Genomic DNA, 14517 nt, shown 5'->3' with positions numbered 1-14517 from the left:
TCTACGTTTTCTGATAAAAAACCATACCCTGGATGAATGGCATCCACGCCCGCATCTTTCGCAATCGCGATAATGCCCTCAATATCTAAATAAGCTTCAATCGGCTTTTTACCCGCCCCTACTAAATAGGCCTCATCTGCTTTAAAGCGATGAAAGGCGCCACTATCCTCTCGTGAATAGATGGCTACTGTTTGGATATGAAGCTCCGTGCAGGCACGGAAAATACGAATCGCAATTTCTCCCCGATTGGCTACGAGAATTTTGTTGATTGACTCCATTGATATCCCCCTTTATGATTGTGATTTTTTCCTTTCTACCTTTTCAAACATAGAAACATTAATCAATATTCCCATAGCTAAAGATAGTATTATTATAGATGTCCCGCCATAGCTAATAAAAGGCAGCGTTACACCGGTTAACGGGATTAACCCAGTTACACCCCCAAGATTGATAAACGATTGAAAACCAATCCAGCTTGCAATACCAGCCGCAATCATACGTGCCAGTGGATCTTTCGTACGCAAAGCAATTGAAAATCCTTTATATATAATAAATCCTAGACCACCTAAGACGACTAGCACTCCCCAAATACCTAATTCTTCCATAATAATCGCCATAATAAAATCTGTTTGTGGTTCTGGTAAATATCCCAATTTTTGAATGGACTGACCTAGTCCCCTTCCTTCTAAGCCGCCTCCGCCAATGGCATAATAACTGTTAACAACTTGATGACCACTACCATTTTCATACTCAAACGGGTTTATGAATGATTTAATACGGCCCATACGATTATCCGTTAACATATCCCCTTTAAACAGCATTAGTATACCAAAGATGACGCCTCCAAAAGCGCCTAATACCCCAAAAAACTTCCAAAACGTTTTAAAAGGAATGCCACTCACTGCTACAACACAAACAGCAATTCCACACAGAATAATACTTGCTCCCAAGTCGGTTTCAAATGCTACACCAGCAACAACAAGAATCCAGAGGAAAATTGGATAAAATATTTCTGTTGGTTGTAGCTTTTCAAACGTATGCTTTTGCGCTTTCCGATAAAAAGCAGCAGCAAAATATAAAATGATAAATAGCTTCGCATATTCAGAAGGTTGAAAGTTACCAAAACCAGGGACATGAATCCAACTTTTTGCCCCTATTCCTACTTCATCATTACCAGCAACTTTTACCCAAGTAAAAAGGACAACTAGCACAGCCGTCAATAACAACATAACTTTTTTATTCGCATAATGCTTATACGGGAAAAATGCTGCTACTAAAAACCCAAGAAAAGCTACAATTAAATTGATTACTTGCTTGTGATAATAGTGATCTGGGGCATATTCCTTCCGAATTGCCACCATCATACTTGAACTATAAATCATTACCAAACCAAATAAGCTTAGCAATAGGACCGTAAAAAATAATGGATAATCAAAATTTTGTGCATAACGTTTTAAGTATTGTTTCATTGGAAAACCTCGTTCTAGAAAAAAAACTCAAATCGCAGATTGCGTTTGAGTTTTTTCTTTTTATTTGTCTGTATACGCGTCATGTAGTACAGAAAGCTCTTTCTCGAGTGAATCGAGAATTTCTTTGCCTTTTTCGCGCTCAATCAGTCCAAGCTTCACAGCAAAGTCAATTTCACGTGAAAGGCCGAACATTTGTGTATCTAATACTTCTTCATATAAAGGGCATTGTGGCATTGTTAGATGATCCATTTGTACTCGAATAAGGCGAGCAATTTTGTCTGCATCAGCAACTAAAAGCTCCAAAGCCTTCTCCTGAAAAGAAGTTTGTGATTTCGTATCCATGAGGACGCCCCCATTATCTGATATTTCTTCGATTCTATCTTAATAAAGTTTATCTTTTAGTCGTTAAAATTGCAAGTGTCTTCGTTGGAAAAATAGCGAATTCAAATTATATTTCTTTATTATCTCTAGTCATTAGCGTTATACTATTTCATGGATATACAAGATTTAAGGAGGATTTCTATTATGGAAACAATAATTCCTATCAAGGGTGCAGTTTCATTTCAACTAACATTAGATCCTACAGTTTGGATTTTCGATGATCGTAAATTAGATTTAAAAACATACTTCACATCACAAGAAGTGGAGGAAGATAAGGATATTAAATATATGCGTGAGGTTGGTGCTCATTGGTCACGTGAAATAATGGAAGGAGCAACTTTCCCTCCAACATTAAAATCTGAGCGCAAATTTGATCGTAAAGGGATGGAGACAGGTACTTTCGGTATCGAATTAAGCCCCTTCTTGAAAAATGCTGAAATGAAGCCTGAAGCGACAACAATTGTTATTGAGTGTGAAGATGGCAAAGAATATCCGTTCTCAATTGCGGAGGCACAAACGCTTATTTTAAAATATAGCCAGGACGGCAAACCTCTTCTAGAAGATGGTCCTGTCCATGTGCTCTTTAAAGATGGATCGAATGTAGACAACCCTATCAAAAATGTATCAGCCATTCGTGTTGAATAGGAGGGAATGCAATGCGTGTAAAATGTGTCATTTGCGATACAATTAGCAATTTAGACGATGATTTACCATTAGCAAAAAAATTACGCAATCGACCAATTCATACGTATATGTGTGACACATGTCATGATCGTATTAAAGACAATACGCTCGCACGAATAGAAACTGGAAATTTCCGCTTTTATCGTACTTCACCACAAATGGATAAAGATTTTTAAATAAATATTGTTATAAAAACGAAAACATTCCGAGATATGAGTATTCTCGGAATGTTTTCATAGTGTTGAAAAATTAAATAGTCAAGGGACTCTTTGTAAATATTTAGTCAATATGAAGGTGATTTCCGTTCCAGGCTACTCGCTTTCCAGTGGGCGAGCGACGAGCCGCTTCCTGCGCTAACGCTCCGTGCAGGGTCTCGTCTGTCTCGCTATCCCACGGGAGTCGAGTAGCCTTGCACTCCAATCAGCAATAGTATAGAACTTTAAATATATTCTTCCCTCAAAAGTAAAGTAAAAGCATGTTACTCACCAACATTAAATGAATAAAATATTGGTACAATTCTACAGCTATTAACCTACATTTTATGCATAAAACTACTTTGTAACTTTACATAAAGTACTGCTCTGCTTTCGCATAGAAAAATGTTATCAAAGCTCCATTTTTGCACAATATAGTGATGGCTAAGACTTCAAATTTATCACTATAAATTTGTGTGAAATGCCACAAGAAAATACTATGAGCAATGGTTGATTGGAGTGTAGACTGAGTGACTCCTCGGGGATTCAGCGTCACAGATGAGACCCTGGAGCGAGCAAAGCGAGTGAAGCGGCTCATCGGACGCCCCCAGGAAAGCGCTCAGTCGGAACGGAGATCAACCTCTCGTTTTGAAAAAGGGCTATACTTTTTGATTTGTCACCTTGATTTCATTGACATAATAGTATTTCAACAACGAAAACATTCCGAGATATGAGTATTCTCGGAATGTTTTTTGTTTATTGATTAATGGTTTGAAATATCATAGACATCATGCAATAATAATTTCCCATAACAATAAAAGCGAGGCATCCCACAACACTGAGATAAATCTCGCTTTCATTCTTTTAATTCGAATTAGGAGCCGCTTCACCTTATACCTTATTCTTTATAACCATCTTCTCAATCAACTCGACCACTTGATACATAATTGTCGCAAAAAAGGCAATGATGAGCAATGACATCAGAACTAAATTAAAATTAAATACTTGGAAGCCATAGATAATTAAATAACCAAGACCTTTTGAGGCAACTAAAAATTCACCCACAATAACCCCTACCCATGATAATCCTACGTTTACCTTTAAAGTTGAAATAATCGTTGGGAAAGAGGCTGGTAGTATGACTTCTTTAAATATCTGCCACCTTGTAGCCCTAAAAGTTTGTAATACTTTACTATAGTTCGGATCTACCCCTTTAAAGGCTGTATAAACAACAATGGTTGTAATAATAATCGAAATTAATGCACCCATTGCAATTATCGAAAAATACCCTGGTCCTAGTGCAACAATTAAAATAGGTCCCAGTGCAACCTTTGGCATAGCATTTAAAATCACTAAATAGGGATCCAATACCTTCGATAACATAGGGGACCACCACAAAATAATAGCTATTAATGTACCTAGTAAAGTACCAGCAACAAAACCAATAATCGTCTCCATCAACGTGACGCCCACATGCAATGTTAACGAACCATCACTTACTTTTCCAATAAAGGTTTGCCATACATGTGTTGGTGAGCTAAAAATTAACCGATCAATCCATTCAAATCTAGAAAGAAGCTCCCATCCACCAAAAAAAATGAGTAAGATGATGAGCTGATAAAGTCGAACAAAACGTTTTTCCTTTTTTAACATTTGTTGATACTGTTTAAAAGGTGTATTATCCAAGGCTCTCCAGCTCCTTCCAAATATCTTGGAATACATCTGAATATGCTGGATGTTGTCGCACATCAAAAGGTGATAGCTGTTGTAATGCTTCAGGTATTTCAAAAACTCTGTGTAATGTACCTGGATTTGCTGAGAAAAGAAATACCCGTTCACTCATCGCAATTGCCTCACCAATATCATGAGTGACAAGAACTGCTGTTTTTTGATAGGCCTTTAACGTTTCAACAACCAAATCCTCAAGCTTTAGCTTCGACTGATAATCAAGTGCCGAAAACGGTTCATCTAGCAGTAAAATCTTAGGATTTACTGCCAACGTTCTGGCTAATGCAACACGTTGCCGCATACCACCGGACAGCTCTCGCGGGTAATTGTTGCCGACATTCGCTAGCCCCACTTCTCGCAACAATGCATTTGCGGTTACTTTATGAGTTTTATAGCTACGCTCCATAATCTTCAAGCCAATCGTAATATTGTCCTCAATATTTTTCCATGGAAATAAATAATCTTGCTGAAGCATATAACCAATAAGTGATTGATTTTGTGTCGATATTTCCTCACCATCAATATATACCTTGCCTACTGTAGGTGGAAACAAGCCTGCTATGATGGACAATAAAGTTGTTTTCCCACAACCACTCGGTCCAATAAATGAGACAAACTCGCCTTCACGAATGCCTAAATTAATATCACATAATACATCCTTTGCCTGTGTACTCGAAAAATAGCTATGGTGAATATTTTCTAGGTTTAAAAATTCCATATTACTCAGCAGCCTTTTTCGCAAAAGTTGTATTCACAAGTTTTTCATAATCCACTCGTTGAGGAAGTTCACCTGCTTCCTCCATAATCTTTTGCAAGTTATCCCATTCCCCCTTCTCCAGTATAGGATCTGTCGCATAAGAGCCCTGAGATTTATAACGCTCTACCACTGTTTCAATTAAAGCTATATCCACATTTTCAAAGTATGGCTGAATAATTTTAGCCACTTCAGCAGCACTCTCTTTTTGTACAAAATCCTGTGCTCGTTTCAATGCATTTGTAAAGCCTTGTACTGTCTTCGCATCATCGTTTAAATAACTGCTTTTTGCCATAAACGAGGTATAAGGTAAATGGCCAGATTCTGTACCAAATGAAGCAACAATATAGCCTTTCCCTTCTTTTTCAAACACACTTGCAGTCGGTTCAAATAGTTGTACAAAATCTCCAGTTCCAGAAGCAAAAGCCGTAGAAATATTTGCAAAGTCAATGTTTTGAATAAGTGTTAAGTCTTGAGTTGGATCTATGCCATGTTTTTTCAATACAAATTCTCCTGCCATTTGCGGCATTCCACCCTTACGTTGGCCTAAAAATGTGGAGCCTTTTAATTGATCCCAAGAAAAATTATCTATCTTATCCCGTGCAACTAAAAATGTACCATCTGTTTGAGTGAGCTGTGCAAAATTTTGAATTGGGTCGTTTGCGCCCTGAAGTGTCACATAAATAGAGGTCTCTGATCCAACTAGAGCAATATCAATTCCATCTGACAGTAATGCTGTCATTGTTTTATCCCCACCAGCTATTGTCTGTAGCTCCACGGAAAGTCCTTCATCTTCAAAGAATCCCTTTTCAAGAGCAACGTACTGTGGTGCATAGAAAATTGAGCGCGTCACCTCTCCAACTTTGACTTTTTCAAGCTCATGTTTATTACACGCTGTCAAAGAAAGGAGAAGTACAGCAATTACACTTAAAAACATACCTCTTTTAAACCACCGCATTCCTTTTCCTCCTTGTTTGTTGAAAATAAGCCTATCGACATTAACTTATTCACCTTAGAAGGTTTCGGTGCCTATCTTATCAATTATGCCTCGGCATAATTGCGTCCGAAATCGACTTTGTGTTAACACAAAGTCGATTCCGTGACATCCGCTGAAAAGAAGCTTAAATTCGCATTCATCTCACCACCTATAGAGGTGGGAGACTTCAGCTGAAAGAAGTTAAAACTGTTCTACACCAAATATTGAGATGGTACTTCCTCTCCGATGTTTTGACAATTTTATCCTTCATTTTTTCTCTCACTAAAAAAGAAAACAGCCTTAGCTATTCAACGCTAAGACTGTTTCTCAAATATAGTTATTTCACTGATTTGTAGCTTGTTGCTCATCTCTTTTTTCACGCCACATACGTGTTTTATAGACAATTAAAATTAATGCCGCTACAATAAGCCCTTCAACCATTGGAAGATATAAAGCAAAAAATGTTAACAGAACACAACCTAAAAACAGGAAAACATAAATAATAATATTTTGTGATCGTTTTAATTTCTTTGCAAAGCCTAATTTATAGACAATTGCTGAAAGTAGAAACACAAGGAAAAATAGAACATAGCCAGCAATATCATAGTTAGGCATATTCTCATATAAAAAACGTGTAATTCCAGCCATTTTTTTATAGGCATCTTCTGTTTCCTTTGCATTTACCTGTGCAGCTACTTGAATAACATTCAGTTCCCCCATTAAAGCGGACTTAATATCCAAGACCCTCTTCCTTTCATGGAAGCAAAAAATTATTGTTCAACGTTTTTAAGTTTTTTCGCTATTCTTTCACGTTCATTTTTATCTAGAATTTGCTTACGAAGGCGAATAGTCTCTGGTGTAATTTCTAGGTACTCATCATCATTTAAGAATTCTAACGCTTCTTCTAGTGTTAATAAACGCGGCTTTTTAATAACGTTTGTTGCATCTTTTGTCGCAGAACGAACATTCGTTTTTTGCTTCATTTTTGTAATGTTTACAGTGATATCATTATCACGTGTATTTTCACCAACAATCATACCTTCATAAATTTCAGTACCTGGCTCTACAAATAGTGTACCACGGTCCTCTACTTGCATCATACCATAAGTTGTCGATTTACCAGTTTCCATAGATACTAAAACACCCTGATGGCGTCCGCCAATGCGACCTGGAATGGAAGCTTGATAACAATCGAATGTATGATTGATGATACCAAAACCTTTTGTCATTGACATAAATTCAGTTGTATAACCTATTAAACCACGCGCAGGTACAAGGAACGTTAAACGAACTTGACCATTGCCATTGTTCACCATATCTAACATTTCACCTTTACGTGTACCGATAGACTCAATAACTGAACCCACATTTTCTTCTGGTACATCGATTTGGACGCGTTCAAATGGCTCACATTTCACACCATCAATTTCACGAATAATTACTTGTGGTTTTGAAACTTGTAACTCGAAGCCCTCACGACGCATATTTTCAATCAGGATTGATAAATGAAGTTCACCACGACCTGAAACTGTCCATGCATCTGGCGAATCCGTATCTTCAACACGTAAAGATACATCTGTTTGAAGCTGTGAACGTAAACGCTCCTCTACTTTACGAGCTGTTACCCATTTACCTTCGCGCCCTGCAAATGGCGAGTTGTTGACTAAGAAAGTCATTTGTAATGTTGGTTCATCAATACGTAATGGTGTTAATGCCTCTTGATGTTCTACAGGACATACCGTTTCACCAACATTGATGTCTTCCATACCTGATACAGCAATTAAATCTCCAGCTTTTGCTGACTGAATTTCTTCACGTTTTAAGCCAAAGAAACCAAAAAGTTTAGTTACACGGAATTGCTTTACTGTACCATCTAATTTCATTAACGCTACTTGTTGACCTACTTCGATTGTCCCGCGGAATACACGCCCAATACCGATACGTCCTACATAGTCATTATAGTCAAGTAAAGCTACTTGGAATTGTAATGGTTCCTCAGAGTTATCCACTGGTGCTGGAATAGATTCAATAACCTTTTCAAATAGGCATTGCATATTTTCCTCTTGATTTGCTGGATTAGAATCAAGTGAAGCTGTACCATTGACACCTGAAGCATAAACAACTGGGAAGTCTAATTGATCATCATCTGCACCCAGCTCAATAAATAGCTCTAATACTTCATCTACTACTTCAAGTGGACGAGCAGAGTCTTTGTCTACTTTGTTAACAACAACAATTGGTGTTAACTTTTGCTCTAATGCTTTTTTTAGCACGAAGCGTGTTTGCGGCATACAACCCTCATACGCATCGACAACTAGTAAAACACCATCAACCATTTTTAAAATACGTTCTACCTCACCACCGAAGTCAGCGTGTCCAGGCGTATCAAGGATGTTGATACGAGTTCCGTTATAGTTTACCGCAGTATTTTTTGCTAAAATTGTAATACCACGTTCGCGTTCAATATCATTAGAGTCCATTGCACGTTCTTCAACATGTTCGTTTGAACGGAATGTACCAGATTGTTTTAATAATTGGTCAACTAAGGTAGTTTTACCATGGTCAACGTGGGCGATTATTGCGATATTGCGAAGATCTTGACGTAAGTTTGTCATTATTCCACTCCATATTCTTTTTTCGAATGTTTAACTGTGATATTATAGCACAAGAGGGATAGAAATGTCCTTATTAGAATTTTCATCATTCTAAAAAATATATTTGAATTACAAATTTTTAATATAGGAGGCTCGGCTATGAATCGTGCAAAATTCGTAATGGCCATTTATGCATTAGCAGCTGTTTTAGCAATGTGTTCTATCGGATATTCTGTGGCTGCTGAAAGTGGATTTGGTATTTTAGCAGGCATTTTGGCTACTTGTGTCATTTTTATGACAGCCTTTAAAATGAAACGCAAATTGCGTGAGCAAGGATTACTTTAATAGACATTTATGTTACAAAGAAGGAGCCTGTCTAAAAAAGACGGCTCCTTTATTATTCATAAGGTACAATATATTTTTCTAATAATTCTTTGTGTATGGAAGGATTAGCAATAATAAAAGTATCCTGATGAAGGAAATCAAAGCCTTCCCCGTGTAAATTTGTGGCAACAGCACCAACTTCCTGTGCGATAATAGCACCCCCTGCAATATCCCATGGCGATAAACGCATAGAAACATAAGCATCTAGCTTACCACTCACAACAAACGCTATTTCCATAGCTGCCGAACCATATGATCGTGTACCTCGTACTTTACGAACCATATCAATAACCTTTTCATGATGAATATGGCGATTCGGTGCTACCCAATGTGCATTAATACCAATGATAGATTCTTCTATTTTTACTGACGGTAATTTTCGTAAAGGTGACTCATTGTACCAAGCGCCTTCTCCAGCTATTGCATAAAATAAGTCTTCACGCATCACGTCAAATATGTAACCAAGCTTTCCTACTCCATTTATGAATATACCAATGGAAATCATAAAATGGCGGTGTTGTTTAACAAAATTCATCGTGCCATCAATAGGATCAATAATCCATACAACGCCATCTAAGGATTCTACTTTTTCTCCCATTCCCTCTTCCCCTAAAATTTTGTGAGATGGATCAAAAGCTTTTATTTTTTCAATAAAGAATAATTCTGTTTCACGATCAATATTTGTCACAAGGTCATTGGCACCTGATTTTGTTTCGATAACCAAATTATACGAAAAAGCTTGTCTAATGCGGCTGCCCGCTTCAAAGATAATATTTTTCGCAAATTGATCCAATTGTTGCATGTCCATAAAAACCCACCCTTCGATTAAAAAAGCCCAATGCTTTTGGCCTGATTTTACATATTTTCATGTTCTCACCATTTAAGAATATGCTGATTTCTTTTTCTCTCGATGTTAGCATGGTGTATACTGCACATTGTACTGCTAAAAACGTAAAACTTTTCATTATGATATAAAGTCTATTTTACCCTTTATAACAATAAAAATCACCTGCTGTCGGAATATTCAGCAAGTGATTTTCAAATTGGTATGAAATTTTTATTACGCATAGGCGTGCAAACTTTCAAGTTCCATCTGAATTTCAGTCAGACGTTTTTTACTTTTTTCAATTTCAGCTTCATTTTTTTCATTCATAGCATCAAAGAGAGAAGCTAATTCATAATCTAATTCCAACTGTAAAATGTGTTCATATTGCTTTTCAATGTCAACTTTACGTATAATTTTTACGATTGGTTTCATAAAAATCACTTCCTTTTTTTAATTTTTCACAAGAACATTTTGGATGTTCGAGAAAGTTCTTGTTATAAGATTTTTTCCCACTTTTCTAATAAAATAAACCTTATAAATCGAAAGGAGCTACTACCATTGCCAAAAATAAAGTGGACGAATAAAGACTTTAATGTTTTTCATATAGACGGTTTAGAGCAGAGAATGGATGCATTAAATACTACTGTACGACCAAAGTTTCAACTGCTAGGAGAAAATTTTTCTGCTTTCTTTTCCAGTCATCTTGGAGAAGAATTTTATCCTCACGTTGCAAAACACGCACGCAGAACTGTGAATCCTCCAAATGATAGCTGGGTTGCCTTCGCTCCGTACAAAAGAGGTTATAAATCCTTACCTCACTTTCAGATTGGTCTTTGGAGCACACATTTATTCATCGTCTTAGCTATTATTTACGAAGCGCCCGAAAAAAATGTGATGGCTCAGCGTTTAATGGCGAATAAATCATCACTAGAGCAGCTTCCTGAAGATTTTATTGTGTCTGGAGATCATATGTCTCCAGAAGCTACTCCTTTACAGATGGCAAAGGAGGACAAGCTAGATGATTTACTCCTTCGTTTGCGTGATATAAAAAAAGGCGAATTTTTAGTAGGTCGGCATATCCCAAGAGAGCAGGCAAGCAAGCTGTCAGCTAGTCAACTCAATCAAATAACGGAAGAAACTTTCAGTCATTTGCTCCCAATCTATAACGTCATTGTTGGAAAATAATATTCGATGTATGATGTTTTTATCCATATGACATAATAATGCAGATGATGTAACTATGTTAAATGTCGATTTATAAGTTGCCTACCTACATTTATATATTGTGGAAAATTTCCGATTTTATTCCTATTTTATCGAATTTTTTTGTAGATAAATAAATCATAATTGTAATATTTTACATTATTCAATAAAAATGATATTGATGTAGTGTATGCAAAGCACTCTTTTTTAACACACATATAGTGTAAAGCTCAAAAATAAAAAAGTGGACGTGAGAATAACTCACATCCACTTTTTTTAATGACGTTGTTTAGGAACTACTTTAATCAAAGTACCATCCATTGCTTCTTTAGTTAGTTTAACGACAGGGTAACTTACATAGCCACTGGCTTCTTCAAATTCACGAAAAATAGATTTTTCTTCTGCTTGTGAAGGGACAATTTGTTTAAAACGACGATACTTTGCCAGCATATTTTCACGTTTAATGCCCTTCTCGTATGCTTGCTCAATCCCTTCGAAGAATTGAACAACATCAACAATTTCTTCTGTAGACCAATCTGTTGAAAACGGATAGGAATATTCCATTAGACATAACCACCTTTACGTTATTGTCCCCATTTTACTCGGATACTTTCAGCTTCTGCAACCATACGAGCGATAAGCTCCTCAACTGTTGGAATATCATGGATCATTCCTGTAACTTGACCAGCCCAGCCAAATCCTTGGTCTTCCTCACCATCATAAATAAAACGTTTATTAGCAGCGCCACTAATGAAATCTTTTAAAGCTTCATATGTCGGCGTTTTCTCCTCGATTTCTAAAATTTTCGCTGTAAAATCATTGCGTAATGCTCGAGCTGGTGCACCAATAGAACGTTTAATAATTGTTGTATCAGCCTCACTGCTTGCCAGTAACGCCTCTTTATAAGCTTCTGATGCATCTATGCACTCTTTAGTCGCAATAAAGCGTGTACCCATTTCAATACCCTCCGCTCCAAGTGCCTGAGCTGCCATCCAACCTCGACCATCACCTATACCACCAGAAGCAATCACCGGTATATTTACACTGTCAACAACTTGCGGAACAAGGACCATTGTGCCGACATCATCACGTCCAAGATGACCACCTCCCTCTTGTCCAACAACCATCACAGCATCTGCTCCAAGTTGTTCTGCTTTTTGAGCTTGTCTACGTGCGGCTACAAGCACTAACTTTTTAATGTCGGTTCCTGCCAAAATATCAAAAATAGGTGCAGGATTCCCTCCAGTCATTGTTACTACAGGTACTTTTTCTTCCACTGCCACACGTACCATATCCTCATAGCCAGTGCCATACATGCCAATGGCAAAGTTTACACCAAACGGTTTATCTGTTAATGTTCGTACTTTCTGAATTTCTGCGCGCAATAAGTCAGGATCACGTAAACTCATAGCCGTTATTTGCCCGAGTCCTCCAGCATTCGACACTGCAGCTGCCAAATCAGCATATGCTAAATAGGCTAAACCCCCTTGAATAATTGGGTATTTCACATTTAAAAGTTCTGTCACACGTGTATTCCAATTCATAGTACCTCCCCTTTCGTACGTTACTAACTTCTCGAAATGATCAAAAAACCCTTTTATTTTTTTAATTAAAGTCTATTCTTTCATGTCGTAAGGTGCTATAATTCATTTGTTTTCTTAGATATTATAAAGTGAGGTGGTACCTGCGTTGTCACAATTAGAGACTCCTTTGTTCGACGTATTACTTAAACATCGGAACAGACATCCGATTCAGTTCCATATTCCAGGCCATAAGAAAGGTCAAGGTATGGATCCAGCCTTCCGAGAATTCGTCGGCGACAACGTTTTATCAATTGATTTAATTAATATTGCTCCACTAGACGATTTACATTCACCAAAAGGCGCCATTAAAGAAGCGCAAGCACTTGCTGCTGAGGCCTTTGGTGCTGATCATACATTCTTTTCCGTTCAAGGTACTAGTGGCGCCATCATGACGATGATTCTGACCGTCGTCGGTCCAGGTGATAAGATTCTAGTGCCACGGAATGTTCATAAATCAATTATGTCAGCGATTGTTTTCGCTGGTGCAATTCCGATTTTTATTCATCCTGAAGTGGACAGTGAATATGGTATTTCTCACGGAATATCACCTGAAGCTGTCGAAAAGGCTTTAAAAGCTTATCCAGACACAAAAGCAGTTCTTGTTATTAACCCAACTTATTATGGCTTTACAGCTGATTTAAAACGTATTGTCGAAATCGCACATGGTCGAAATATCCCAGTAGTTGTTGATGAAGCCCATGGCGTACACATTAAATTCCATGATGAGCTTCCGTATTCAGCGATGGAAGCAGGAGCCGATATGGCTGCTACGAGCGTACATAAGCTAGGTGGCTCCATGACACAAACATCAATCTTAAATGTACGTGAAGGACTTGTCTCAGCAAAACGTGTACAAGCTGTCTTTTCAATGCTGACAACAACATCGACATCTTATCCATTGCTGGCATCGCTTGATACAGCTAGACGTCAGCTAGCAATTCATGGCGTTGATTTAATCGATGATGCTTTACGCTTGGCAAAGGATGCCCGTAAACGGATTAATCAAATTCCGCATTTAAAATGTGCTGGAAAGGAAAAATTGCATTCATCTGCAACCTACGATATGGATCCTTTAAAGCTTCTAATTAGTGTAAAAGATTTGGGTATTTCTGGGCATCGAGCTGAGGAATGGTTACGTTATAATGCGAATATTGAAGTAGAACTTTCTGATCTTTACAATATTCTATGTTTAGTAACTTTGGGAGATACGAAAAAGGAGATAAATCTTCTTATTAACGCACTTAATCGTATGTCCAAAGCATTTGATTCAGAAGCTGCTATCACTGAAGCAGTAGTTAATGTTCCAGAAATTCCAGCTCTTGCTATGTCACCACGTGATGCATTTTATGCAGATACTGAGGTTGTTCCATTGGCAGAGGCGGATAACTGTATTTGTGCAGAATTTATTATGGTATACCCTCCTGGAATTCCGATTTTTATTCCCGGGGAAATAATTACACAAGAAAATATTCATTATATTCAAATGAATATTGAAGCAGGTCTACCAGTACAGGGGCCTGAAGATTCAACATTGAAAACAATTCGTGTTATAAAAGAACGTAAACCAATTATTTAAATAATAATATCTTTCACAATCAATTAGTTCTAATATAAAAACCGTATGATCCCTTGCATCATACGGTTTTTCATGTTGTTGAAATACTATTATGTCAATGAAATCAAGGTGACAAATTAAATAGTATAGCCCTTTTTCAAAACGAGGGGTTGATCTCCGTTCCGA

General features: G+C 37.4%; 18 protein-coding genes. 5 read left to right on the top strand and 13 right to left on the bottom strand.

The window, feature by feature from the left end; translation table 11 throughout:
* From ACQKIM_RS26620 to ACQKIM_RS26610, 3 genes are all read right to left on the bottom strand, one after another.
* A partial coding sequence (locus ACQKIM_RS26620) for a biotin carboxylase N-terminal domain-containing protein (protein WP_427549693.1) occupies positions 1–284 on the bottom strand: 284 nt, incomplete at its 3' end.
* A gap of 6 nt (positions 285–290) precedes the next feature.
* A complete protein-coding gene (locus tag ACQKIM_RS26615; RefSeq protein WP_427549692.1) occupies positions 291–1469 on the bottom strand; it encodes an FtsW/RodA/SpoVE family cell cycle protein in 1179 nt (392 codons plus the stop codon).
* Between the two features lie 60 nt (positions 1470–1529).
* Complete coding sequence (locus ACQKIM_RS26610) at positions 1530–1811, bottom strand: YlaN family protein (protein ID WP_004224778.1); 282 nt, start codon at positions 1809–1811, stop codon at positions 1530–1532.
* 183 nt (positions 1812–1994) lie between these two features.
* Here ACQKIM_RS26610 and ACQKIM_RS26605 point away from each other — a divergent pair, with 183 nt between their 5' ends.
* Complete coding sequence (locus ACQKIM_RS26605) at positions 1995–2495, top strand: peptidyl-prolyl cis-trans isomerase (protein ID WP_427549689.1); 501 nt, start codon at positions 1995–1997, stop codon at positions 2493–2495.
* 11 nt (positions 2496–2506) lie between these two features.
* Positions 2507–2710: a YlaI family protein gene (locus ACQKIM_RS26600; RefSeq protein ID WP_427549686.1), complete on the top strand. Its 204-nt coding sequence runs from the start codon at positions 2507–2509 to the stop codon at positions 2708–2710.
* A gap of 388 nt (positions 2711–3098) precedes the next feature.
* Here ACQKIM_RS26600 and ACQKIM_RS26595 read toward each other — a convergent pair whose 3' ends face one another.
* The 6 genes from ACQKIM_RS26595 to typA form a co-directional block, all read right to left on the bottom strand.
* A complete protein-coding gene (locus ACQKIM_RS26595; RefSeq protein WP_427549684.1) occupies positions 3099–3326 on the bottom strand; it encodes a hypothetical protein in 228 nt (75 codons plus the stop codon).
* 293 nt (positions 3327–3619) lie between these two features.
* Positions 3620–4414: an ABC transporter permease gene (locus ACQKIM_RS26590; protein WP_427549683.1), complete on the bottom strand. Its 795-nt coding sequence runs from the start codon at positions 4412–4414 to the stop codon at positions 3620–3622.
* Positions 4407–5174, bottom strand: a complete 768-nt coding sequence (locus tag ACQKIM_RS26585; protein ID WP_427549682.1) for an ABC transporter ATP-binding protein — start codon at positions 5172–5174, stop codon at positions 4407–4409. The genes ACQKIM_RS26590 and ACQKIM_RS26585 overlap by 8 nt, the downstream gene beginning before the upstream one ends.
* Position 5175: 1 nt before the next feature.
* Entirely contained in the window at positions 5176–6168 is a 993-nt protein-coding gene (locus tag ACQKIM_RS26580) for an ABC transporter substrate-binding protein (protein WP_427549680.1), read from the bottom strand.
* 360 nt (positions 6169–6528) lie between these two features.
* On the bottom strand, positions 6529–6927 hold the full coding sequence (locus ACQKIM_RS26575) for a YlaH-like family protein (protein ID WP_427549677.1): 399 nt from the start codon (positions 6925–6927) through the stop codon (positions 6529–6531).
* Between the two features lie 29 nt (positions 6928–6956).
* A complete protein-coding gene (gene typA, locus ACQKIM_RS26570) occupies positions 6957–8801 on the bottom strand; it encodes a translational GTPase TypA (protein ID WP_427549676.1) in 1845 nt (614 codons plus the stop codon).
* Between the two features lie 138 nt (positions 8802–8939).
* Between typA and ACQKIM_RS26565 the strand changes: the two genes are divergently transcribed.
* Positions 8940–9125, top strand: a complete 186-nt coding sequence (locus ACQKIM_RS26565; protein ID WP_427549673.1) for a DUF5325 family protein — start codon at positions 8940–8942, stop codon at positions 9123–9125.
* Positions 9126–9177: 52 nt separating this feature from the next.
* Here the strand turns inward: ACQKIM_RS26565 and ACQKIM_RS26560 are convergent, their stop codons facing one another.
* Positions 9178–9972 (bottom strand): inositol monophosphatase family protein, encoded by a 795-nt coding sequence (locus ACQKIM_RS26560; RefSeq protein WP_427549670.1) that lies wholly within the window; start codon positions 9970–9972, stop codon positions 9178–9180.
* Positions 9973–10224: 252 nt separating this feature from the next.
* Positions 10225–10422 (bottom strand): hypothetical protein, encoded by a 198-nt coding sequence (locus ACQKIM_RS26555; protein WP_283871022.1) that lies wholly within the window; start codon positions 10420–10422, stop codon positions 10225–10227.
* 126 nt (positions 10423–10548) lie between these two features.
* Here ACQKIM_RS26555 and ACQKIM_RS26550 point away from each other — a divergent pair, with 126 nt between their 5' ends.
* Positions 10549–11175 (top strand): YktB family protein, encoded by a 627-nt coding sequence (locus ACQKIM_RS26550; protein WP_427549668.1) that lies wholly within the window; start codon positions 10549–10551, stop codon positions 11173–11175.
* Positions 11176–11469: 294 nt separating this feature from the next.
* Here the strand turns inward: ACQKIM_RS26550 and ACQKIM_RS26545 are convergent, their stop codons facing one another.
* Both ACQKIM_RS26545 and ACQKIM_RS26540 read right to left on the bottom strand, forming a co-directional pair.
* Positions 11470–11757, bottom strand: a complete 288-nt coding sequence (locus ACQKIM_RS26545) for a UPF0223 family protein (protein WP_427549666.1) — start codon at positions 11755–11757, stop codon at positions 11470–11472.
* Between the two features lie 20 nt (positions 11758–11777).
* Entirely contained in the window at positions 11778–12737 is a 960-nt protein-coding gene (locus tag ACQKIM_RS26540) for an NAD(P)H-dependent flavin oxidoreductase (protein WP_427549663.1), read from the bottom strand.
* Positions 12738–12882: 145 nt separating this feature from the next.
* Here ACQKIM_RS26540 and ACQKIM_RS26535 point away from each other — a divergent pair, with 145 nt between their 5' ends.
* Positions 12883–14352: an aminotransferase class I/II-fold pyridoxal phosphate-dependent enzyme gene (locus ACQKIM_RS26535; RefSeq protein WP_427549660.1), complete on the top strand. Its 1470-nt coding sequence runs from the start codon at positions 12883–12885 to the stop codon at positions 14350–14352.
* The last annotated feature ends 165 nt before the right edge of the window (positions 14353–14517 follow it).

It is taken from the genome of Lysinibacillus sp. NPDC047702 (genome assembly GCF_050272555.1).
GTDB lineage: Bacteria > Bacillota > Bacilli > Bacillales_A > Planococcaceae > Lysinibacillus.
This window is presented reverse-complemented; position numbering and strand designations above follow the sequence as displayed.

What these genes read in the sequence shown, in the direction of transcription:
- ACQKIM_RS26600 (WP_427549686.1), top strand. Translation starts at nt 2,507, where the DNA reads ATGCGTGTAAAATGTGTCATTTGCGATACAATTAGCAATTTAGACGAT.
- ACQKIM_RS26580 (WP_427549680.1), bottom strand. Translation starts at nt 6,168, where the DNA reads ATGCGGTGGTTTAAAAGAGGTATGTTTTTAAGTGTAATTGCTGTACTT.
- ACQKIM_RS26595 (WP_427549684.1), bottom strand. Translation starts at nt 3,326, where the DNA reads ATGAGCCGCTTCACTCGCTTTGCTCGCTCCAGGGTCTCATCTGTGACG.
- ACQKIM_RS26615 (WP_427549692.1), bottom strand. Translation starts at nt 1,469, where the DNA reads ATGAAACAATACTTAAAACGTTATGCACAAAATTTTGATTATCCATTA.
- ACQKIM_RS26560 (WP_427549670.1), bottom strand. Translation starts at nt 9,972, where the DNA reads ATGGACATGCAACAATTGGATCAATTTGCGAAAAATATTATCTTTGAA.
- ACQKIM_RS26545 (WP_427549666.1), bottom strand. Translation starts at nt 11,757, where the DNA reads ATGGAATATTCCTATCCGTTTTCAACAGATTGGTCTACAGAAGAAATT.
- ACQKIM_RS26585 (WP_427549682.1), bottom strand. Translation starts at nt 5,174, where the DNA reads ATGGAATTTTTAAACCTAGAAAATATTCACCATAGCTATTTTTCGAGT.
- ACQKIM_RS26605 (WP_427549689.1), top strand. Translation starts at nt 1,995, where the DNA reads ATGGAAACAATAATTCCTATCAAGGGTGCAGTTTCATTTCAACTAACA.
- ACQKIM_RS26610 (WP_004224778.1), bottom strand. Translation starts at nt 1,811, where the DNA reads ATGGATACGAAATCACAAACTTCTTTTCAGGAGAAGGCTTTGGAGCTT.
- ACQKIM_RS26540 (WP_427549663.1), bottom strand. Translation starts at nt 12,737, where the DNA reads ATGAATTGGAATACACGTGTGACAGAACTTTTAAATGTGAAATACCCA.
- ACQKIM_RS26555 (WP_283871022.1), bottom strand. Translation starts at nt 10,422, where the DNA reads ATGAAACCAATCGTAAAAATTATACGTAAAGTTGACATTGAAAAGCAA.
- typA (WP_427549676.1), bottom strand. Translation starts at nt 8,801, where the DNA reads ATGACAAACTTACGTCAAGATCTTCGCAATATCGCAATAATCGCCCAC.
- ACQKIM_RS26565 (WP_427549673.1), top strand. Translation starts at nt 8,940, where the DNA reads ATGAATCGTGCAAAATTCGTAATGGCCATTTATGCATTAGCAGCTGTT.